15 protein-coding genes are annotated in these 21775 nt (G+C 59.4%); 12 read left to right on the forward strand and 3 right to left on the reverse strand.

Going from position 1 to position 21775, the window contains the following annotated elements; all coding sequences use genetic code 11:
* Positions 1–127: 127 nt before the first annotated feature.
* From ACZ9H3_RS01670 to ACZ9H3_RS01685, 4 genes are all read left to right on the forward strand, one after another.
* Entirely contained in the window at positions 128–2995 is a 2868-nt protein-coding gene (locus ACZ9H3_RS01670; protein ID WP_476219197.1) for a sensor histidine kinase, read from the forward strand.
* Positions 2985–4088 (forward strand): HD domain-containing phosphohydrolase, encoded by a 1104-nt coding sequence (locus ACZ9H3_RS01675; protein WP_476219199.1) that lies wholly within the window; start codon positions 2985–2987, stop codon positions 4086–4088. Before ACZ9H3_RS01670 ends, ACZ9H3_RS01675 begins: the two co-directional genes overlap by 11 nt.
* A gap of 616 nt (positions 4089–4704) precedes the next feature.
* Positions 4705–5634 carry a chemotaxis protein CheV gene (locus ACZ9H3_RS01680; RefSeq protein WP_330523089.1) on the forward strand — a complete coding sequence of 310 codons (930 nt, stop codon included), beginning with the start codon at positions 4705–4707 and terminating at the stop codon, positions 5632–5634.
* A 52-nt stretch (positions 5635–5686) separates the two neighbouring features.
* Positions 5687–6910, forward strand: coding sequence for an HD-GYP domain-containing protein (locus tag ACZ9H3_RS01685; RefSeq protein ID WP_330523090.1), 1224 nt, complete (start codon positions 5687–5689; stop codon positions 6908–6910).
* A 56-nt stretch (positions 6911–6966) separates the two neighbouring features.
* On the opposite strand, the gene ftsH is transcribed toward ACZ9H3_RS01685, so the two are convergent.
* Positions 6967–8781: an ATP-dependent zinc metalloprotease FtsH gene (ftsH, locus tag ACZ9H3_RS01690; RefSeq protein ID WP_476219202.1), complete on the reverse strand. Its 1815-nt coding sequence runs from the start codon at positions 8779–8781 to the stop codon at positions 6967–6969.
* A 355-nt stretch (positions 8782–9136) separates the two neighbouring features.
* Here ftsH and ACZ9H3_RS01695 point away from each other — a divergent pair, with 355 nt between their 5' ends.
* The 8 genes from ACZ9H3_RS01695 to ACZ9H3_RS01730 all read left to right on the forward strand — a co-directional run bounded on the left by ACZ9H3_RS01695 (position 9137) and on the right by ACZ9H3_RS01730 (position 19128).
* Positions 9137–11419 (forward strand): heavy metal translocating P-type ATPase, encoded by a 2283-nt coding sequence (locus ACZ9H3_RS01695; protein ID WP_476219204.1) that lies wholly within the window; start codon positions 9137–9139, stop codon positions 11417–11419.
* A 128-nt stretch (positions 11420–11547) separates the two neighbouring features.
* Complete coding sequence (groL, locus tag ACZ9H3_RS01700) at positions 11548–13164, forward strand: chaperonin GroEL (protein ID WP_476219206.1); 1617 nt, start codon at positions 11548–11550, stop codon at positions 13162–13164.
* A 69-nt stretch (positions 13165–13233) separates the two neighbouring features.
* On the forward strand, positions 13234–14997 hold the full coding sequence (gene acsA, locus ACZ9H3_RS01705; RefSeq protein WP_476219208.1) for an acetate--CoA ligase: 1764 nt from the start codon (positions 13234–13236) through the stop codon (positions 14995–14997).
* Positions 14994–15983: a pyruvate dehydrogenase (acetyl-transferring) E1 component subunit alpha gene (gene pdhA / locus ACZ9H3_RS01710; RefSeq protein WP_330523095.1), complete on the forward strand. Its 990-nt coding sequence runs from the start codon at positions 14994–14996 to the stop codon at positions 15981–15983. The genes acsA and pdhA overlap by 4 nt, the downstream gene beginning before the upstream one ends.
* Before the next feature lie 8 nt (positions 15984–15991).
* Positions 15992–16960 (forward strand): alpha-ketoacid dehydrogenase subunit beta, encoded by a 969-nt coding sequence (locus tag ACZ9H3_RS01715; RefSeq protein WP_476219211.1) that lies wholly within the window; start codon positions 15992–15994, stop codon positions 16958–16960.
* Between the two features lie 52 nt (positions 16961–17012).
* On the forward strand, positions 17013–18152 hold the full coding sequence (locus ACZ9H3_RS01720; RefSeq protein ID WP_476219213.1) for a dihydrolipoamide acetyltransferase family protein: 1140 nt from the start codon (positions 17013–17015) through the stop codon (positions 18150–18152).
* A gap of 11 nt (positions 18153–18163) precedes the next feature.
* Positions 18164–18439 carry an acyl carrier protein gene (locus ACZ9H3_RS01725; protein WP_102053455.1) on the forward strand — a complete coding sequence of 92 codons (276 nt, stop codon included), beginning with the start codon at positions 18164–18166 and terminating at the stop codon, positions 18437–18439.
* Positions 18440–18450: 11 nt separating this feature from the next.
* Positions 18451–19128 carry a phosphoribosyltransferase gene (locus tag ACZ9H3_RS01730; RefSeq protein WP_476219216.1) on the forward strand — a complete coding sequence of 226 codons (678 nt, stop codon included), beginning with the start codon at positions 18451–18453 and terminating at the stop codon, positions 19126–19128.
* Between the two features lie 50 nt (positions 19129–19178).
* Here ACZ9H3_RS01730 and ACZ9H3_RS01735 read toward each other — a convergent pair whose 3' ends face one another.
* Together ACZ9H3_RS01735 and ACZ9H3_RS01740 are read right to left on the reverse strand one after the other, a co-directional pair.
* Positions 19179–20525: an erythromycin esterase family protein gene (locus tag ACZ9H3_RS01735; protein WP_476219218.1), complete on the reverse strand. Its 1347-nt coding sequence runs from the start codon at positions 20523–20525 to the stop codon at positions 19179–19181.
* Positions 20519–21553, reverse strand: coding sequence for a phosphotransferase (locus ACZ9H3_RS01740; protein WP_330523100.1), 1035 nt, complete (start codon positions 21551–21553; stop codon positions 20519–20521). Before ACZ9H3_RS01740 ends, ACZ9H3_RS01735 begins: the two co-directional genes overlap by 7 nt.
* Positions 21554–21775: the final 222 nt, after the last annotated feature.

A 21775-nucleotide genomic window follows, 5' to 3' on the forward strand; every position in this document is an offset into this window, starting at 1 on the left:
CTGTTGCTGCAGGTGATAAAGCGCTCGTGTTCCTTAAGGAAAGTTCCCGACAGATAGGTTAATATCAGGTGAAGGCAAATTGACATCATCTAACAAAACAACCTGCCATCATCTGCAGGGAGGCCAAGTGAGTAAACGTCCTTCCAGGACAGGATTGCGCCAATGGATCTGGCAAGCATTTGTGCAAAGCGCTTTGATTCCGCTGGTGTTGGTGGAAACGATACTGATAGCTTGCTACTTGTTCAGTAACCAAGCCGTTCGCGAATCCCAGCTCGAGTACCTGGAGCACAATGCAGTCGACAGCCTCAGCGCTACCGCCGAGCAAAATGCACGTATTGTTCAGGATCAGCTCGGGCATATTGCTGGCATCACGGGCATGTTTGCTCAAATGACAGCCAACGCATTGCATACCCCTGCTCAGGGAGCAATGGAAAGCCTGGCGCGCACGTCGAGCGGGGCGCTTTTCAGCCCGCATGACCTCGGTGGAGCGGCGTCCTTCTACTCGTCTGTAACACCCCCTTCGCGCCAGGACCTGAGCAAGGTCAGGCGACTGGCACAACTTGATCCGTTGATGCGTGAAATCAAGCGTCACGAGCCGCTGGTGGCGAGCCTTTACTTCAATAGTTGGGACAGCTACAACCGCATCTACCCCTGGATTCGCGCTGACGAGCAGTACCCACATGATATGCAGATTCCTGGGTACAACTTTTACTACCTTGCCGACGCCAAACATAATCCGCAGCGCACTGCACGCTGGACCAATGTCTATCTTGACCCGGCGGGGCATGGCTGGATGATGTCGGCGATTCAGCCGGTCTACACAGGAGACTTCCTCGAGGGCGTAGTAGGCCTGGATATTACGGTGGGCGGCATCCTCGATGAAATCGGCAAGCTCAAGGTGCCGTGGGGCGGCTACCTGATGCTGGTCAGCAACGACATGAAAATCATGGCGCTGCCGCCAGAGGCTGAGCATGACTTTGCGTTGCGTGAGCCCCCCTCGCAGGACACGCAGAAAGCACTGCAAGGCGATCACTTGAGGTCTGACGATTTCAGCCTGGCGCAGCGAGCGGAATTCAATGACCTTGTGGGCGCGCTTGCCCGGCAGAGCAGCGGCAATACCGAGGTGATGCTGAGCGGCCGACCGCACTTGGTCGCCTGGAGTGAAATACATCCAGCCGGTTGGCGTTTGCTGGCGATTGCCGACAAGCGGGAGGTCATGGCCGCGACCAACAACCTGGCCAGCCACTACCGCAACATCGGCTATTTGATGATTGTCGGGTTGGTGGTGTTCTATCTCGGGTTCTTCACGTTCATGTGGGTTCGTGCCCGCACACTCAGCGAACGGCTGCGGCGTCCCATCGGCGACATTGGTGAGATGTTGCAGCAGATCGGTCACGGGGCATGGCATCCACAACGTGCCGTGTCGGATATTCAAGAGTTGGACGACATGGCCGGCGATGTGCTGTCCATGGGCAAGCAACTTGCGTCCAGCGAGGCGCAACGTAACACGGCCCAGCTGCACCTGAACCTGGTCGTGGAGAGCATAACCGCAGGTCTGTGGGAGTATCGTCTTGAGGACGACCGTCTGTTGCTGCACGGTGAGCTCTGCCAACGCTTCAACCTTGCAGGCTCAGAGCTGACGCGAGCGGCCTTCCATCGTCACGTCCACGCTGAGGATATCCCGGCCCTGGACAAGGCACTGGATGCACTTCGCCAGGGGCATACGTCGCGACTCGATCTGGAACTGCGCCTGTTGCGGGCGGATGGAACGCCGCTCTGGTTGCTTTGCCGGGGCCGTCTGATTGATGAGAATGGCGCTGAGGCGCGTGTTGCAGCCGGAACCTTCGTCGACATCGATACCCTCAAACAGGTGGAAGAGGATCTGCGTCGCCGCACATTGGAGGCGCAGGCCGCAAGCCAGGCCAAGTCGCGCTTCATCTCCAGCATGAGCCATGAGCTACGTACACCGCTCAATGCCATTTATGGTTTCGCCCAGTTACTCCGCATGCAGGCGGATGAACAACAGGCCGAGGTGCAGCCACTGAACGAAATCCTTGGGGCCAGCGAGCACCTCACGCATCTGGTCAACGACTTGTTGGACTGGTCCAGCTTGCAGGCCGAGACTCAGCGCCTGCAACTGCGTGCCGTTGAGGTGACTGGCCTGATGCGCGAATGTGCCGAAATGGTCCGCTCCCAGGCCGAGGCTGCCGGGCTGCACCTGATCCTGCAGCCGACGCAAGGTTCACTGAGTGTGTTGGCTGATACCCGGCGTTTGCGTCAGGTCCTGCTTAACCTGCTGTCCAACGCGATCAAGTACAACCGCCCTGAAGGGCGCCTGCTAATGGGCGTGGAAACCTGTGGTGATCGGGTTCGGTTGTTTGTCGAGGACGGCGGGTACGGTATTGCCCCGGAGTTGCAGCATGCGCTGTACGAGCCCTTCCAGCGGCTTGGAAAGGAAAACACGGCCATTCAGGGTACCGGCATTGGCCTGGCGTTATGTCGTGAGCTTGCTGAGCTGATGGGCGCACGTATGGGGCTGTGCAGTGAGCCAGGTGTTGGCAGCCGTTTCTGGATCGACTTGGCCCATGCCAATGCCCGCCCGGCACATGACGTGTCGGCACCTGCGCCGCGGTTGTACTACGTGGGTGACGACGATGCGACCCGCCACTGCATTGACACTACGCTTCAGGGGATGGTGACGCTGGATGCCGGAAGCCTCGCCGAGTGCCTGTTACAGGTTCGCGCCCAGGGTGCTCCGGCAATATTGCTGGTCGATTGCGACCGGCAGGGCAGCGAGCTCGGCGATTCACTGCAACAACTGCGACGCATGCCCGGTGGCGATGGGATGCTTGTGATTCTGCTGGGCTCTTGCCCCAGGTCATTGGCGATGCTGGGGTGTGAGTTTCAGGCGGTACTCAAGCAACCACTCGCGTCGGATGAACTGCGAGCGTTGGTCAGCGCATTGCTGCAACAGGAGAGTCTGAATGTTTACTGATATTCCCGCGGATACTCGCATTGTCATTATCGACGACGTCGCGGCTAACCTGCGCTTGCTTGAGTCAAGTCTGAAGGCCTTTGGCCTGAAACATGTGAAAAGCTTTGCCGACTCCGGCGCGGGGCTGTGTTGGTTGCAGGAGCAGCCTTGGGATCTGCTTTTACTGGACCTGGACATGCCGGCCCCGGATGGATTCGAAATTCTGCGCCAGCTCAGTGGGCGTGACCGCTCACGTTCGCCAGTGATTATTCTGAGTGCCTTGAGCGAGCCTGAGCACCGTCGTCTGGGGCTGGAGTTGGGTGCCAATGACTACCTGAGCAAGCCCCTGGATCTGACCGAGTTGGTCTTGCGTGTGCGCAACTGCCTGCGCCTGTCCCAGGCAACCGAGAAGCTGCAAGACCTCAACCGAGAGCTGGAGGACAAAGTGCGTGAGCGCACCCTTCAGTTGCAAGACAGCTATTGCGCCGTAATCAGGGCCCTTAGCCGCGCTGCAGGTTACCGCGATGATGATACTGGCGAGCATACCTTGCGCATCGGTAATACTGCAGCCCTGTTGGCGCAGGCCATTGGGATGTCGGCGCGTTGGTGCGAGCTCATTCGCATGGCGGCGCCCATGCACGACCTCGGCAAGATCGGCATTCCTGACCGGATTTTGCGCAAGGAAGGGCCGCTCACGCTGGAAGAGCGCCAGGAAATGATGGGGCACTCGCGTATCGGGTATAACATTCTGCATGAGGAGCAGGCCACGGAACTGACCGAGCTGGCTGCTGAAATCGCTCTGTGCCACCACGAGAAGTGGGATGGCAGCGGCTACCCGCGTGGTCTTGCAGGAGAAGCAATTCCGCTGGCGTCGCGCATTGTTGCCCTATGCGACGTTTACGATGCGTTGCGCATGCCTCGCCCCTATAAGTGCGCTTGGAGCCCCGAGCGTACACAGGCCTATATTCTTGAGCAGGCTGGCCGACACTTTGATCCGAACCTGGTGCTGGTAATGCAACGCCATTTTGATGCGATCGAACAATTGATAACAGAGGGTTCAGGGACGGACGGTAATGAGAGGCGAGAAGATCTCTGCTCCGTTTCATCTGGTTGATGGATAGCCTTGTCATATATTTGAAATATTTGTCGCCACAGTCATGCTGTTGTTTTTGAATTTGTTTTCATTGGTGCTGCCAAACATTAACAAATCTTAATTAACTTCTTGTCTCGGGTTGGCTCGGCTTGTTTTTTGAGCATGGGCGCAGATTAGAGTGCCCCTTGTTTGAAAGAGTGATGGCACATAGCCATTTATGTGTTGCAAAATCGTACCGGTCAAAATAAGCTTAAGTCAGCTGGTGCATTACAGTGATTTGGAAGTGGTACTTTTCCCTAGCGATTAGATCATGGATCGATTTTTAAATGCTTATTGGAAGCATCAGTCTCCAATAATCAATCTCGTTCCGAGAGGTCATGATCTTGAGAAGCAGTTTGCCGATTTTCCCCCACACCCTGAGCGTCCCATTAGCGCAGCGACTGAAAACGTACTTCCCAATGAGCCAGCAAATGGCTGAAGCCTCCGATCACAGGGCCAACATTACGGTGAGCTTTCCTCCGTTGCAGATGGCCTGAAGCTCACTGCGCAACAGCGCAATGTCCTGGTTGCGCGCTTTGATAGTTCGTTGCCAAGCGGCCCAGACCGCAGTGCTTCTTCTTGTAGATTGGGGTATCAGATGGCAAACCTTATGGAAACGGTGAACAGCCGCACTCAGTTGGCTGGGCAAAACCGTCTTGAACTGCTGCTTTTCCGCTTTAACGAAAATCAATTGTATGGCATCAACGTATTCAAGGTACGCGAAGTACTCAAGTGTCCTCGACTGTCGGCACTGCCAATGTCCCATCGCGTGGTCTGCGGTGTAGCGAATGTGCGAGGCGCATCCATCCCGATATTGGACCTGGCGCTAGCCACTGGACTGCCGGGTGTTAAAGACCACAGTACAGCCTTTGTCATCATTACTGAATACAACACCAAGACCCAAGGGTTTCTGGTCAGTGCGGTAGAACACATCGTCAACCTTAATTGGGAAGGTATACATCCGCCACCCACGGGCAGTGGTACGCATAACTACCTTACTGCGGTAACGCAGGTGGACGGCAAACTGGTTGAAATCATCGATGTGGAAAAAGTACTGGCCGAAGTTTCGCCCGTTTCTGAACAGATTTCCGAGGGCGTAATTTCTGCCTCTATCCAGACGGCAGCTGCCAGGTTATGCGTGCTGACGGTAGATGACTCTTCTGTTGCGCGTAAACAGGTTTCCCGATGTCTGGAGGCCGTGGGTGTAGATGTGATCTCCCTCAGCGACGGGCGTCAGGCGTTAGACTATTTGCACCATATGCTCGATGAAGGGAAGAAACCAGAACAAGAATTGCTGATGATGATTTCTGATATCGAGATGCCGGAAATGGATGGCTATACCCTGACTGCGGAAGTCCGCAACGACCCACGGATGCACGACTTGCACATTGTGTTGCACACGTCCTTATCCGGCGCCTTTAATCAGGCGATGGTAAAAAAAGTGGGTGCTGACGACTTTCTGGCCAAGTTTCGCCCCGACGATCTAGCCGGTCGAGTCATTGAACGAATGCAACAGCTGGGTGCTTGAAAGCGCTTTTGAAAACCCTGATCGGCAATACGAAAAATAACGGTATAGCGTCATGTTGAAGCGCATAGCTGTCACAGATTTACGCGTGGGTATGTACATCACAGAGTTTTGCGGGGCCTGGACTGATCATCCCTTCTGGAGAGAACGCTTTCTACTGAACAGCGATAGCGATCTAAAGCGAATAGTGGACTCAGCAATACGCGAAGTCTGGATTGAAACCAGCAAGGGTTTGGATGTCGGAGCCGATGTGCCGGCTGTTGGTGTGGCACAGGTCAACTCTTCTGCTGATGCAGTATTGGCTGCGGTCGCAGAGCGAAAAGTAAAAACGCTAGCGAAGGTTTCCATGGAAGAGGAAGTACTCGCGGCCCTGCGACTTTGTGAGCGCTCGAAAACAGCTATCATGGAAATGTTCAACCAAGTACGAATGGGCTGTGCGATTGATCTGCAGGGTGTCAACCAGTTGGTGGATACCATTGCCAACTCTATCGTGCGGCATCCACATGCCTTGATCAGCTTGGCACGCCTTAAAAGCGTAAACGAATACACCTACATGCATTCCGTTGCGGTCAGTGGGCTGATGATCGGGTTGGCACGTCAGTTGGGCCTCTCGCAGAGTACTGTCCATGAAGCCGGCCTCGCGGGGCTTTTGCACGATATAGGGAAAATGGCAATCCCACTGGAAATACTCGATAAACCTGGAAAACTGACGGGCGAGGAGTTCAGTGTGATCTATCAGCACCCTGAACTCGGTGCGCGTATATTGATGGACAGCCATCACGTCAGTGCCATGGTGCTTGATGTGTGTTTACACCATCACGAAAAAGTCGACGGCACAGGCTACCCGCATAAGCTATCAGGCGAACAGATCAGCATGCTTGGGCGTATGGCAGCTGTTTGTGATGTGTATGATGCAGTTACATCGGATCGACCTTACAAGAAGGGTTGGGGGCCTGCAGACGCCATGCACAAGATGGCCGAATGGGAAGGGCATTTTGACCCTGTCATTTTCCAAGCATTCGTCAAGTACATGGGGATCTATCCGGTCGGCTCCCTGGTTCGATTGGAAAGCGGACGTCTGGCGGTCGTGCTCGAACAGAACGAGTCCTCTCTGCTGACCCCCAAGGTGAAGGTGTTTTTTTCAACTCAGAAAAAAATGTCGATTCCACAAGAAGTTGTCGACTTGAGCAAAAAGAAATCGGCAGACCGTATTGTCAGTCGAGAGGCTCACGACGCCTGGAATTTCAAGAACCTGAATTATCTCTGGACAGGGCAATAACAACGTCATCGAGGTTAGCGCTGGAGCGTGAGGCCTTTTGGGTTTAACGGAGCGGCCTACGGCACTGTGCTCACTGACACCAATGCCGGGAACTCCTCGGGGGTCAGGGTTTCTTTCTCCAATAGCAGTCTTGCGCCGGTATCCAGATCGGTCCGGCGCTGTTCAAGCAACGCCTTGGCTCGACTGTAGGCATCCTCAAGCAGCGCTCTGATCGCCAGGTCGATCTCGCGCGCGGTATGTTCCGAATAGTCCTTGTCGCGTGCGGCCAGCAGGTTTTCTCCCAGGTAACTTGCGGTGTGCCGCTCCAGCACGGCCTGGCCGAGGGTTTCACTCATGCCAAAACGGGTAACCAACTGCCGGGCGATGTCGGTGGCCTTGGCGAGGTCGTCGGCGGCCCCGGTGGAGATTTGGCCATAGACGATGAATTCGGCAGCACGCCCGGCCATGAGCACGACCATACGATCTTTCAGCGTTTGGCAACTGACCAGGAAGTGATCGGCGTTTGGACGTTGCAGGGTGTAGCCCAGGGCGCCGACCGCACGGGGTACGATGGAGACCTTATGCACCGGGTCCATGGCAGGCAGCGTTGCTGCGGCCAAGGCGTGGCCCATTTCGTGATAGGCGACCACCTGGCGCTCCTGCGGCAGCAGCAAGCTGCTTTTGCGCTCCACGCCGGCAACGATTCGTTCCACGGCGGCAGTGAAGTCATCTAGCGTCACGGTCTGGGCGCCGCGTCGGGTTGCGACGATCGCGGCTTCGTTGACCAGGTTCGCCAGGTCTGCACCGGTAAAACCCGTGGTGATGTCGGCGATACGTTCGCTATTGATCGATGGGTCAACCGTGACGTTCTTCAGGTGGACCTTGAGAATCTCGCTACGGCCTTTGCGGTCGGGCCGGTCGATGATGATCTGCCGGTCGAAGCGACCGGCGCGCAAAAGGGCCGGGTCGAGGATTTCGGGGCGGTTGGTTGCTGCCAGCAAGACCACCCCCTCGCGCGGATCGAAGCCATCCAGTTCGGCCAGCAACTGATTGAGTGTCTGCTCTTTTTCATCGTTGCCACCAAAGGCACCGACCCCGCGCATTTTCCCCAAGGCATCCAGTTCATCGATAAAGATGATGCAGGGCGCGGCTGCACGGGCCTGCTCGAAGAGGTCGCGCACCCTGGCCGCGCCCACGCCCACGAACATCTCGACGAACTCCGAGCCGGAAATGGAAAAGAACGGTACACCCGCTTCACCGGCCACGGCCTTGGCGACCAAGGTCTTGCCGGTGCCTGGAGGCCCGACCAACAGGATACCTTTGGGGATGTGGGCGCCCAGGCGAGCGTACTTGGCCTTGTCTTTCAGGAAGGAGACGATTTCGACCAGTTCGGCCTTGGCCTCGTCGATCCCCGCTACATCCGCGAAGGTCACGCCCGTCTCTTGCTGGACGAAGATTTTTGCCCTGGATTTTCCGACTCCCATCAGGCCGCCCATGCCTTGTTTCCCTGCCATCGAGCGCATGATCAGGTTCCAGACAACCATCAACAACACCAGTGGCATGAGCCAGCCCAGCAACTGGCTACCAAAGGAGTTTTCCGGTATGCCGGTAAAGCGGATATCGGCTCCGGACGAACTGAGCTCAGTGGCCAAGGCCGGGTCGACCCGTACCGTCGAAAACTGCTTATGGCCGTTGATCGGTTCTTCCAGTGTGCCGGAAATCTGCTCCCGCTCGATCTTCAGGTCCGTGACTTTATGGGCCTCCAACAGTTGGAGGAACTGGCTGTAAGGAATGGGTTCTACCGGATTCCGATTGGACTGCATGAACTGCAGCATGACCAGGGCGATAAAGGCGAACGCAAAGAATGCAAATTCCCAGCGAAAGTTCTTCATGGCTGCGGCTCGTCATGAACCGCGCAGCCGCGGACGGGTTCAAGTGATGGCATGGCCCACTTCCTTTAAGGTTTTGATGCTTCAACCATAGAACAAAGCGTAGCTGGCGGAGCAGTTTGGCTATGCAGGAACATCTCGCCTACGCTTGATCTGTTGCATCAACCCTTTTGGGCCGAATGCCCAACATTGATTGCCCCGGTTGAACAAGCGGGGCATGTCGCACTGGGGGCACCCTTGAAGTCGATTCAACGGTATGCGAGCGCCGACAGCTTCTGTCATCTGCGCCTGGCGTCGCTGAGCGACACGGCGCCGGTTCGTCCACGGTTGCAATCGTGACGTGACCACTGTGCCGTTCATGTCGCAGTTGCCCTATCGAGCCCTGTTGGTAGTGTCCGCTATCACGTTGTTGGCCGGCGGGCTTCTCTACCTGAACGCGCAGGCTGCACTGGCGCATGGGCTGTGGCTGGCGGGGGTGTTGCCGGTCCTGCTGGGGCTTGTCATTGATATCGTCAAAACCCTGTTGCGTCGTCAAGCCGGGGTTGATGTGCTGGCCTTGCTGTCGATCGGCCTGGCGCTGGCGCTGGACGAAGTTCTCACGGCAGCGGTCATTGGCCTGATGGTGGCCAGTGGTCGCGCGCTCGAAGATTATGCCCAAGCGCAGGCGCGCCGTGAAATGACGGCATTGCTGAACCGAGCCCCACGCTTGGCTAACCGCTATGAAGACGGTCAGTTGCGGCAAGTCAGCCTTGATCAGGTGGTACCGGGCGACAGATTGTTGGTGCGCAGCGGTGAAGTGGTGCCGGTTGACGGTACCTTGAGCGGCACGGCAGAGCTGGACGAGTCCACCTTGACCGGGGAGTCCTTGCCTGCTCGGCGGCTGTCCGGCGACACCGTGCGCAGCGGGGCCATCAATGCCGGTGCGGCGTTTGACATGATGGCGAGCGCCAGTGCTGCCGATAGCACGTTTGCCGGGATCGTCCGGCTGGTTGCCGCGGCACAAGCAACGCGTAGCCCGGTCACCCGGCTGGCGGACCGTTATGCCCTGTTGTTCGTACCGCTGACGCTGGCCGTGGCAGGCGCGGCCTGGTTTTTTACCGGCGACCCGATTCGGCTGCTGGCGGTACTGGTCGTCGCAACGCCGTGCCCACTGATTCTGGCGGTGCCGGTGGCGATCGTTTCCGGCGTGTCCCGCTGCGCGCGCAGAGGGGTGCTGGTGAAAGGGGGCGGTGCGCTGGAGCGGCTCGCTCAGGCCAACATCCTGTTTTTCGACAAGACCGGTACCCTGACGGGGGGCAATGCGCGCCTCGTTGCCATTCAGTGTGAGCCAGACACCGCTGCCGAGGAGGTCCTGCGCCTTGCAGCGTCCCTGGAGCAGGCCTCCAACCACGTGATTGCCGCTGCGGTAGTGGCTGCGGCACGTGAGCGCGGCCTTGTGCTTTCAGTGCCGACGCAAGTGGCCGAGGAACCGGGGGCAGGGGTGTCTGGACGGGTGGATGGCAAGACAGTAAGCGTCGGTAGCTTTGCCTATGTGATGCGCTCCACTGCGCCGGCAGCCTGGAGCCAGTTGTTTCTTCAAAGCCTGAGGTACGACGGCGCATGTGGGGTGTTTGTCGGGGTTGAGGGCGTGATGCTCGGGGCGCTGCACCTGACCGACGAGATTCGGCTGGAAACACCGAGAGCCCTGCGCCTGTTGCGCAGAGCGGGGATAGAGCGCTTCGTGATGCTGACCGGCGACCGGCAAAACGTTGCCGAGTCGATCGGCGCGGTACTCGGTGTGAGCGAGGTCCTTGCCGAGCAAACGCCTGGCGACAAGCTCGCTGCTATCCAGGCGGCGCGCCGCGATGGTGTGGTCATCATGGTGGGCGACGGCGTGAATGATGCCCCGGCGCTGGCGGCGGCCGACATCGGTGTCGCCATGGGCGTACGCGGCGCAGATGCCTCGTCCGAGGCGGCGGATGTGGTCTTGCTGGTAGACCGTCTGGATCGCCTGGCTGAAGCACTGGTTGTGGCACGTCGAACGCGCCGCATTGCGGTTCAGAGCGTTGGTGTCGGCATGGGGCTGACACTGGTGGCGATGATCGCTGCAGCGTTCGGCTATTTACCGCCTGTCGCAGGCGCCTTGTTACAGGAGGTGATCGATTTGCTCGCGATCCTCAGTGCGTTGCGTGCTCGCCAGGTGGGGGCGGCACGCCCAGCGGGCGTGTTGTCGAGCGAGCAGTGGGCACAGTTGCAGGTTGAGCACCAACAGCTCAAGCCCGTGCTGGAGAGCGTCAGGTCCCTGGCCGATCGCCTTAACAGCTTGTCCGGCCCGGTCGCGGCAGCTGAACTTGCTGCGTTGAATGAGCGTTTACTGAATCAGCTAGTGCCTCACGAGCGCCAGGACGACAGTGAGCTGTACCCACGCATCGCCATCCTGACAGGGGGGGATGACCCGATGGCGGCGATGAACAATACACACCGCGAGATTTTTCGTATTACCCGGCGGCTTGCACACATTGCGCAGGATCTGCCGGCAGAAGGGCCCGACCCCGCCTACCTGCAGGAAATCCAGCGGCTCTTGTACGGCCTGGATGCGATTCTGCGTATGCATTTTGCTCAGGAAGAGGAGCTCTATCACGCGTTCAGGGACAGTGCCTGAGTTGCGCGCCACACATCCGGGAACGTCTGCAAATTTGGGCTTTTTTGATAAAAGTCAAGGCTGCCCGGGGGCATTCATGGAGGCTGTCAGTACAGGTCGGTGGCTGAACTACCCCGGAGTGCATGCTGATGGCTCACACAAAAATTCTCTTCCGTTCCGCTGCGCGCGAGAAGATTCTCTGCGGTGCGGCGCAATTGGCAGATGCGGTTCGCGTGACCCTCGGGCCCAAATCGAAATCGGTGCTGATCCAGAGCAAATGGGGCAACCCCATCGTCTGCAATGACGGTGTGACCATTGCCAAACGGGTCGATCTGCAGGACCCCGAGGAGAACCTCGGTGCGCAGATGCTGCGTCAGGCGGCCGAGCGTACGGGCGATGCAGTGGGGGATGGCACCAGCACCTCGACCTTGCTGGCCCATGCGATCCTCGCCGATGGCATACGCAACGTCGTCGCGGGTGCCAGTGCCATTGACCTCAAGCGCGGCCTGGACCGTGGGTTGGCGCTGGTGATGCAGTCGCTGCTTGACCAGTCGCGTCCGGTGAGCTCCTTCAAGGAGAAGGCCCAGGTGGCCACACTTTCGGCTCATAACGATGCCAGCATCGGTCAATGGGTGGCAGATGCCCTGGAAAAGGTCGGTATTGAGGGCGTAGTCAGCGTCGAAGAGTCCAAGACCACCGAAACCATGGTCGAAGTCATGGAGGGCATGCGCTTCGACCGTGGTTATGTCTCGCCGTATTTTGTGACCGATACCGAGAAAATGCAGGTGGAGCTCGATGAGGTTTACCTGCTGCTCTGTGACCACAAGATCGGCCTTCTCAAAGACCTGCTGCCACTGCTTGAGAAGGTTGCTAAAAGTGGCCAGCCGCTGGTGCTGATTGCCGATGACATCGAGGGTGAAGCCCTGACCACGCTGGTCGTCAACCAGATTCGCGGCGTATTGCGCGCAGTGGCGATCAAGGCCCCGGGCTTTGGTGACCGACGCAAGGAGATGCTCCAGGACATTGCCGTCCTGACCGGTGGAACGGTGATTTCCAGCGAGCTGGGCATTGAGTTGGAGCAGGTCGAGTTGAGCCAGTTGGGGCAAGCGCATCGTGTCGTTGTACAGAAGGACAGCACGGCACTGATTGGCGGCGCGGGTACGCGTGAGGCGATTGAGGCGCGGCTGCAACACCTGCGTCAGCAAATGGACAGCACCACCAGCGACTACGATCGAGAGAAACTTCAGGAACGCCTGGCCAGGCTGTCCGGCGGTGTTGCGGTGATCCGTGTAGGCGCACCTTCCGAAGCCGAGATGAAAGTCCGCAAGGATGCCCTGGATGATGCCATTTCAGCGACGCGTGCGGCCATTGCCGAGGGCATCGTCCCTGGCGGTGGGCTGGCGCTGCTCAAGGCCATTCCGGTGATTGCGGCCGAGGAAGCGACCAGTGAAGGGGACTTCAAGACGGGACTGCAGATTCTGCGCCGGGCCTTGGAGGCACCGGCAAGGGTGATTGCAGAAAACTCGGCGGTAGATGCCGGGGTCGTCGTCGCGCGCATGCTCGCAGAGCCCGCCAACATTGGCTTTGATGCCTCCAGCAACCGCTACGTGGACATGTTTGAGGCCGGCATCATCGACCCGACAAAGGTGGTGCGCATCGCCTTGGAAAACGCGGTGTCAGTGGCCAGCATCCTGCTGTTGACCGAAGCCACCATGACCGATATCCCGGAAAAGGAACCATCACCGTCCATGCAGCTCCCTGAGTGACAGGCCCCCGCACCTGTCGCTCAGGAGGGGGCTTTGCGTTAACCGGGCAGGGCACTCAAGAGGTCAATCATGCATCCGACGCTTATCACCAAAACCATGGGCGAGTGCCCGGTGACACCGAATTGGCTCGATAGCAGGCAAGCCCGGGAAAGGTTTTCCTGGCAGGCGCAAGCAGCCGAGTTGGCCGGATTGCCGGGCGGAGGGTTGAACCTCGCCTTCGAGGCCGTTGACCGGCATGCGCTGGGCGAGCGCCGGGAGCATACGGCATTGCGGCTGGTTGAACGTAACGGCGGTTGCCGAAACATCAGCTATGCCCAACTGAGCCTGCTGAGCAATCGTTTTGCCAGCCTGCTGAACCGCTTGGGTGTGCAGCGGGGCGAGCGTGTGTTCATGCTGTGTAACCGAGGGCTGGAGTTGTACCTCGGCGTGCTTGGCGGCTTGAAGCTTGGTTGCGTGGTGTCGCCACTGTTCTGCGCATTTGGTCCCGAGCCGATCGAAACGCGCCTGCGCCTTGGCGAGGGCCGCGTGCTGTTGACCACTGAAGCGCTCTATCGACGTAAGGTCGCGGCCATTCGTGAGCGCTTGCCCGCGCTCCGGCATGTGCTGCTCTATGACGAGCAGGGCGCCGAGATCGAGCCGTTGGCCGGCACACTCCGCTTGCAGCCGTTGCTGGACGAGGCCGATGAGCAGTTCCCGGTTGCCCAGACTACCCCTGACAGCCCTGCGCTTTTGCACTTCACCAGTGGCACGACGGGCACGCCCAAGGGGGTGCTGCATGTTCATGGCGCGGCGTTGACTCACCGGGTCACGGGCAAGTACGCGTTGGATCTGCACCCTGATGATATCTATTGGTGCAGCGCCGATCCTGGCTGGGTCACGGGTACCTCCTATGGCATCTTCGCGCCCCTGTTGCTGGGGGTGACCAGCGTGGTCGACAGCAACGAGTTCGACGCCGAGCGCTGGTACTGCATGCTTGAAGCCCAGCGGATTACGGTCTGGTACACGGCACCGACGGCGATCCGTTTACTGATGAAGGCCGGCGCAGCACTGGCGCACAACCATCATTTTGACTGTTTGCGGTTCATTGCCAGCGTTGGCGAGCCGCTTAACCCAGAAGCGGTCTGGTGGGGCAAGGAAGTGTTGGGCCTGCCGATCCATGACAATTGGTGGCAGACCGAAACGGGCGGCATCATGATTGCCAACACCGTGTCGATGGACATCAAGCCCGGCTCCATGGGCAAGCCGCTGCCGGGCGTGGACGCCGCGATTGTCTCGCTCAATGCAGATGGCACCTTGTGCTTCCTGGCAGATGAAGAGGTCGGCGAGTTGGCCCTGAAACAGCCGTGGCCTGCGATGTTTCGTGCCTATCTCGGACAGGAAGCGCGTTACCGCCAGTGTTTCGTCGGTGACTGGTACCTGAGCGGTGACCTGGTGCGTCGGGATGCTGATGGCTATTACTGGTTCATTGGCCGTAGCGACGATGTGATCAAGTCAGCCGGACACCTGATCGGCCCGTTCGAAGTCGAGAGCTCGCTCATGGAGCACCCGGCCGTGGCGGAAGCGGCGGTGATCGGCAAGCCCGACCCTTTGTTGGGTGAAACCGTGAAGGCCTTTGTCTCCCTCAAAAGCGGCTTCACAGCCAGCCCGCAATTGCATGACGAATTGCTTGGTCACGGGCGTAAGCGATTGGGCGCGGTGGTCGCGCCCAAGGAGCTGGAGTTCGTCGCGCAACTGCCACACACCCGCAGCGGGAAGCTCATGCGGCGCCTGCTCAAGGCAAGGGAACTGGGCTTGCCCGAAGGTGACACCTCCAGCCTGGAGAACCCGTCATGAGCCCGCAGCCGTTGCCCTATGCAGACGATGTGCTGCTTGCCTTGCTCCGTGACATGCTGCGTATCCGCCGTTTCGAGGAGCGCGCCGCCGAACTCTATGGCGAAGGAAAAATTCGCGGTTTCCTGCACCTTTACATCGGTGAAGAGGCGGTGGCTGTTGGCGTCATGCATGCACTTGGCGCCCACGATGCGGTGGTCTCGACCTACCGTGAGCATGGTCACGCGTTGCTCAAAGGGGTGCCGATGCAGGCTATTTTCGCCGAGATGTATGGGCATCAGGAGGGATGCTCACGCGGCCGCGGCGGCTCGATGCACCTGTTCGATGCCAAGACCCGTTTCTACGGCGGCAACGCGATTGTCGCGGGTGGTTTGCCGCTGGCGGTCGGCCTGGCCCTGGCCGACCGCATGCAGGGAAAGACCGATGTCTCGGTGTGTTTCTTCGGTGAAGGGGCGATGGCAGAGGGTGCTTTTCATGAGTCAATGAACCTGGCGGCTCTCTGGCAACTGCCCGTACTGTTTTGTTGCGAAAACAACCTCTATGCCATGGGTACTGCGTTGTCGCGCTCACAATCGCAAACTGACCTGTGCGCCAAGGCTGCGGCCTATAAGGTCGCGACTCAGTCTGTGGATGGCATGGACGTGATTGCCGTGCATCAAGCCACGAGCGCAGCCCTTGAGCATGTCCGGGCAGGGCGTGGTCCTTACTTCCTGGCGTTTCAGACCTATCGATTTCGCGCACATTCCATGTTCGACCCGGAGTTGTATCGCGACAAGGCGGAAGTGGAGCAATGGAAGGCACGCGGGCCGATCCACACCTACAGCGCACGGCTCAAGGCGCAGGGCGTGGTTGACGAAGCCGGTTTTCTCGCGATCGCGGCCCAGGTGGAGGCGCAAGTGGAGGCCGCGATTGCCGATGCCGAGGCCGGGAGCCTGGAGCCGCTTGAGGATCTGTACCGCGATGTGCATACCCCGCAGGCTGCGCCATGAGCCCGTCCATGACCTACCGCGAAGCCCTGCGCGAGGCCTTGCGCGACGCGTTGCAAAAGGATTCCCGGGTGTTCCTGATGGGTGAGGACGTGGGGCGTTACGGTGGCAGCTATGCCGTCTCCAAGGGGTTGCTTGAGGCGTTCGGGCCCGAACGCATTCGCGACACGCCCTTGTCCGAGCTGGGGTTCGTGGGCGCCGGTATCGGCGCGGCGCTGGGCGGCATGCGCCCGATCGTCGAGATCATGACGGTCAACTTCAGTTTGCTCGCCCTGGACCCGCTGATGAACACAGCGGCGGCCTTGAGGCATATGTCCGGTGGGCAGTTTTCCGTGCCGCTGGTGGTGCGTATGGCGACGGGTGCCGGGCGCCAACTGGCCGCACAGCATTCGCACAGCCTGGAAGGCTGGTACGCCCATATCCCTGGGTTGAAAATTCTTGCACCGGCGACCGTCGAGGATGCTCGCGGCATGCTCTGGCCAGCGCTGCAGGACCCGGATCCGGTGCTGATCTTCGAGCATGCTCAACTCTACAACCTCGAAGGTGACCCAGGTGATTGGCAACACGTGGATATCGGCAGCGCGAAGGTCCGCCGAACAGGCAAGGACCTGACCCTGATTGCCTATGGCGGCACGCTCGGCAAAGCGCTGAAGGCAGCCGAGCAACTGGCCGGCGAGGGCATTGATTGCGAGGTCATCGACCTGCGCGTGCTGCGTCCTCTGGATGACGCCACCCTCATGTCCTCAGTTGGCAAGACCCATCGCGCACTGGTTGTCGATGAGGGCTGGCGCAGTGGCAGCCTGGCTGCCGAAATCATTACACGGATCGTCGAACAGGCTTTTTTCGAGCTGGATGCGCCACCCTCAAGGGTGTGCAGTGCCGAGGTACCCATTCCCTATGCCCGGCACCTCGAAGAAGCCTCGCTGCCACAAGTCGCGACAATCGTCGCCGCCGCCCATGAACTGTGTCGGGGGTCGTGAACATGCATAGCGCAACGTGTCGCGCGCGCAGGCAGAACTGGGGGCGCACACCATGATCGAGTTCAATCTGCCGTCACTCGGTGCCGACATGGATGAAGGCACCTTGTTGGAGTGGAAGGTCCAGCCGGGTGAAGTGGTCAAGCGAGGTCAGGTGATTGCTGTTGTCGACACGGCCAAGGCTGCCGTAGAGGTTGAGTGTTGGCATGACGCTACGGTCGCGCAATTGTTGATTGAGGTTGGCACCAAGGTACCGGTCGGCACACCGATCGCGCTGTTGCTGGCGCCAGGTGAGCAGGCACAAAGCGCGCCACTCACCGCCACCGGCAGCACCGCCACCGGCAGCGGCCATGGACGGGTTGAAACGCCCAAAGCCGTCGCCGGCCGACCACGGATTTCCCCGGTAGCCCGCAAGCGCGCGGCCGAGCTGGGCCTGGATGTCACGCTGCTTGGCGGTAGCGGACCACACGGTGTGATCACGCTGGACGATGTCGAAGCGGCCGCTCGTGCTGCAACGCCACCTGACCGGAACCAGGCCATGCGTCAAACCATCGCCATGGCCATGAGCCGTTCCAAGCGAGAGATTCCGCACTACTACCTGTGCGAGACCCTTGAGCTGGGCCACGCCATGACCTGGCTGCAGGCACACAATGCGCACTGTCCGTTGCAGGAGCGCTTGTTGCCCAGCGTACTGCTGTTAAAAGCCGTGGCCCTGGCACTGCGCACGTACCCCCGGCTCAATGGCTTCTGGCGCGACACAAATACCTTCGAGCCTGCAACCGGCAGTGATCTTGGGGTGGCGATCTCGCTGCGCCAGGGCGGCCTGCTTGCGCCGGTCTTGCACGATGTCGCTGACAAGTCATTGCCCCAGTTGATGAGTGAACTGGCCAGCCTGGTGGAGCGTACGCGCAGTGGCTCCTTGCGCAGCTCCGAGCTCAGCGGCGCGGGCCTGACGGTGACGCTGCTTGGCGATCAGGGGGTGGACACCGTCATTGGCGTGATCTACCCGCCCCAGGTGGCGCTGGTCGGCTTCGGGCGGATCAGTGAGCGGCCCTGGGTGCGTGAGGGGCAACTCTGCGTGATGCCCACCGTCGTCAGCAGCCTGTCTGCCGATCATCGGGCCAGCGACGGCCACTATGGCGCGCGGTTTCTCGTTGAGCTTGGTCATTTGCTACAACAACCCGAGAACCTTTGAGGCATGCACACATGGATCGACAATTGATCAGCAGTGAGGTTCTGAACGCCTTGAAAGGCATCGCGCCAGAGCTGGAGGTCGAGCACCTGCGCAGCGATCGGTCACTGCGCGAAGAGGTTGATCTGGACTCCATGGACTGGCTTCGCTTTATCGAAGCCTTGAACAAGCGCGTCGGCATCGCCATTCCCGAAGCCGATTACCAGCAGGTACAAACCCTGGATACGCTCGTCGACTATTTGTTGCAAAAGGGCACGACGAGCGCGGATCCGTCCTTGATAAGCCCTTAGGAAGGTGTCAGATGAACCCTGGTCCTTCGTTGCAAATGACCTTGCGTGACAGAACGGCTGCCGGCCAAAGCCTGGTGGAGCCGCTGCTGCAATTCGCACAACGGGATGATGTCATTGTTCTCGGCCTGCCACGCGGTGGTGTTCCGGTTGCCTACGAAATCGCCAGCGCTCTTGAGGTTCGCCTGGACGTGATGCTGGTCCGCAAGCTGGGCGTGCCCTCTCATGAGGAATACGCCATGGGCGCCATTGCCAGTGGTGGTATACAAATCGTCAATGAGGACGTGTTGCGAGCCAATCACATCGATCAGGTTACCCTCGACGCCGTAGTCGAACGGGAAACCCGTGAGTTATCACGCCGCGAGCACGCCTACCGGGCAGGGCGACAGCCCTTGAACCTCAAGGATCAGGTGGTGATTCTGGTCGATGACGGGTTGGCCACCGGGGCCACAATGATGGCTGCGGTACATGCCGTACGGCGACACAACCCGGCGCACATTGTCGTTGCCGTGCCTGTGGCGGCACTGGACTCTGCCGAGGCCTTGCGCAGTGAAGTGACCGAGCTGGTGTGCCCGCTCACGCCTGAGTGGCTGGTGTCGATCGGGCAATGGTACCTGGACTTTTCCCAGACATCGGACGACGAGGTCATCGACCTGCTGCAGCGTGCCTGGCAGCGTGAATCTGGCGTGTGAATGGCACCGTTTTATGGGAGCAAGCCGCTGTTGAAGCGGCTGCGTGACCCCTACACGCCAAACGGATAGGTCTCGTCTTCCGGTTCCAGCTTCTGGGACTTCGGCAGTGGCAACGCTGTGACCGGAAGCGTCTTTTCAAACCACACCATTGCGTCGAACTGGTCGGCCAGTACCGCCTGAAAATAGTGGCTTTCGCGTTCACTCTGCGGGCGGTAGATGACACCTATGGCCCGTTCCAGCAGCGACATGGACAGCGCGTCGCGCAGATCCTCTCGTTGCGGATCACGCCAGTCGGTCAATGAGCGGGCCACGCCGGCCTTGAGAAATTGCTGTTCCCAGCTATCGGCACGTGAGGGGCGTACATCCTTGATGTGCATGTCGCCATCCCAATCATCGGCCGCCGCTACCTGACCCTGATCGGTGCTCATGCCGATCAGCACCACGTCCCGACCATAGGCGCTGCGGCACAGTTGGCCAATGTTGAATTGTCCCTTCCAGCCCATCTCCGTGGCACTTGCATTGCCGATATGGGAGTTGTGCGCCCACACCACGGCTTTGGCTTCAGCACCCCGATGTTCGAGCAGCGCCTGCAAGGTGTCGAACATATGCCGGTCGCGCAGGTTCCAGGAGGCGCTCGAACCACGATAGATGGCGCGGTAGTACTGTTCCGCCGCCCGGATGACTTGTGCATTCTGCCGGGCATCGAAAAAGGCTTCATCGTCCTTTACCAGCCCGGCCAACTGCTTGGCCAACATGACGTTCAGTTGCTCGACCACCGCTTGCTCACAGGGCATTACACCTGCACGTTCGACAAAGTGACCATACAGGGTCGGATCATCCTGCCAAGGGGTCAGACAGCCGTAGCGTTGCCGCGCTTCATGGGCCAGCAGCGGGTCGACACCCTCCAGATAGTGCAGCACCTCCCGAATGGAGTTGCGCAAGCTGTAGACATCCAGCCCACGGAACTCGACACGCCGCTCCGGGGCCATCGAGTGGTTGTACTGGTGTAGCCAGTGGGCAAAGGTTTTCACCTCGGTATTGCGCCACATCCAGGTAGGAAAGCGGCTGAAGATATGGCGCTTCCAGGCCGTTGGTGCCAGCCCGCGCACATAGCGGTCAACGTGGCTGGCATCTGGCCAGTCTGCTTCGACGGCAATGATGTTGAAGCCGTGCTGGGTTATCAGTCGTTGAGTAATCGCCGCACGGGCCCGATAGAAGTCCGAGGTGCCATGACTGGCTTCGCCGATCATGACCACCCGCGCATCGGCGTAGCGGTCAAACAGCGCGCCGAAGGCTTCTGTCTCCAGCGCTGGCAACGGTTCAGCGTAATGGCGTAGCAACGGCGTAATAGCGGCCTGGGCGCTGTTGGCGCGGTAGGCATAGGGTTTCTTCAACATGCTGTGGGTACTCCCGGACGTGGGCTTTCGTCATTCAGGTAGCCCTGTGCCTGACGCAGCAATTGCCGGGCTTTATCGGCTTTCAGTTGCTGCAAGGCACAGTCCTGCTGGCGCACTGAGCCGTTGGCGAGGGAAAAACTGCGAGTCGCGGCCCTTAATGAAAGAAAGAATGCCAAGGGGCGGCAGTCTTCCTTCATGTCACCGTGTTGCAGATAGCTGTTCAACAGGCACACCGCCAGAGGGTGCAGGCCATGATGGTCCAGGTCCATTAACACGAATGCCACGTCGTAGAGCCTGTCGATACAGGCGATTCGCTCGCTGAACTCAATACCGTCGAATAACGTCGGGTGCCCGTTGTACAAACAGATGTTGGCCAAGCGCAGGTCGCCATGACAACGCCGCACCCGTCCCTCGCGTCGGCGCTGTTCCAGGCATTGGGTCAAGCCGTCGAGTGTCGAACGGCTGGCACTGTAGAGGTCGTTGACCGCGTCCATCGCCAAGAGCTGCGGATAGCGGCACATTTCCCGATGGTTCTTTTCAACCTCCCAGGCCAGGTCATCCACGCGACCGAAGGCCGGGGTAACCTCGGCGCTGGCATGAAACCGTGCAATCTCCGCTCCCAGTTCAGTGATCAGCGGCTCGCTCAGTCGACCCTCAACGGCCATGCGGTCGAACAGCGCTTCCTGAGGAAAGCGCCGCATGACCACCAGCCAATCCACGACCTGGCCGTCACCGTCGAATGCCAGCTGGCCATCTGATTGGCGTGTGATCGGGCATAGGCGCAAATACAGGTCTGGGGCTGTCCGGCTGTTGAGTCGCAACTCAGCCCGGCAGGCCTGCTCGCGGCGTTCCAGGGTCAGGAAATCCAGCGCAGCATAAGCCACTGCGAGCTTGAGCTTGTAGGCTCGATCCGCGTGGAGAAACACTCTGGAACCGTGGCTCTCTATGCAGATGACCGGCTGCTCAGGCCCTGGGTAGTTGCCGGGGCATGAGAGAAAGGCGATGACCTCGTCCTGCGAGTTGCTCATGGTCGTCTCGATGGGTAGGTAGCCGTTGCAACTACTCTATCCAAGACAGGTCCGGGCCTTTTGACATTTGTCAGAAAGGTGGACTCGGTGCCGTCTACAGGACACCAGACGACAAAAAGCCCGCGTAAGGCGGGCTCTCTGCGACGGGTCGCTGATCCATCAGCTGCAGGCAGTGTGCGCTTGCGCTGCTGACACCACCATGGGCAAAAGGTCGTACTGTCA

This window comes from Pseudomonas sp. TE3910 (genome assembly GCF_056279025.1).

Bases quoted from the DNA above. Each gene is read 5' to 3' on its own strand.
- groL (WP_476219206.1), top strand. From the start codon at position 11,548: ATGGCTCACACAAAAATTCTCTTCCGTTCCGCTGCGCGCGAGAAGATT.
- ACZ9H3_RS01685 (WP_330523090.1), top strand. From the start codon at position 5,687: ATGTTGAAGCGCATAGCTGTCACAGATTTACGCGTGGGTATGTACATC.
- ACZ9H3_RS01725 (WP_102053455.1), top strand. From the start codon at position 18,164: ATGGATCGACAATTGATCAGCAGTGAGGTTCTGAACGCCTTGAAAGGC.
- ACZ9H3_RS01680 (WP_330523089.1), top strand. From the start codon at position 4,705: ATGGCAAACCTTATGGAAACGGTGAACAGCCGCACTCAGTTGGCTGGG.
- ACZ9H3_RS01735 (WP_476219218.1), bottom strand. From the start codon at position 20,525: ATGTTGAAGAAACCCTATGCCTACCGCGCCAACAGCGCCCAGGCCGCT.
- pdhA (WP_330523095.1), top strand. From the start codon at position 14,994: ATGAGCCCGCAGCCGTTGCCCTATGCAGACGATGTGCTGCTTGCCTTG.
- ACZ9H3_RS01695 (WP_476219204.1), top strand. From the start codon at position 9,137: ATGTCGCAGTTGCCCTATCGAGCCCTGTTGGTAGTGTCCGCTATCACG.
- ACZ9H3_RS01720 (WP_476219213.1), top strand. From the start codon at position 17,013: ATGATCGAGTTCAATCTGCCGTCACTCGGTGCCGACATGGATGAAGGC.
- ACZ9H3_RS01715 (WP_476219211.1), top strand. From the start codon at position 15,992: ATGACCTACCGCGAAGCCCTGCGCGAGGCCTTGCGCGACGCGTTGCAA.
- ACZ9H3_RS01740 (WP_330523100.1), bottom strand. From the start codon at position 21,553: ATGAGCAACTCGCAGGACGAGGTCATCGCCTTTCTCTCATGCCCCGGC.
- ACZ9H3_RS01675 (WP_476219199.1), top strand. From the start codon at position 2,985: ATGTTTACTGATATTCCCGCGGATACTCGCATTGTCATTATCGACGAC.
- acsA (WP_476219208.1), top strand. From the start codon at position 13,234: ATGCATCCGACGCTTATCACCAAAACCATGGGCGAGTGCCCGGTGACA.
- ftsH (WP_476219202.1), bottom strand. From the start codon at position 8,781: ATGAAGAACTTTCGCTGGGAATTTGCATTCTTTGCGTTCGCCTTTATC.
- ACZ9H3_RS01730 (WP_476219216.1), top strand. From the start codon at position 18,451: ATGAACCCTGGTCCTTCGTTGCAAATGACCTTGCGTGACAGAACGGCT.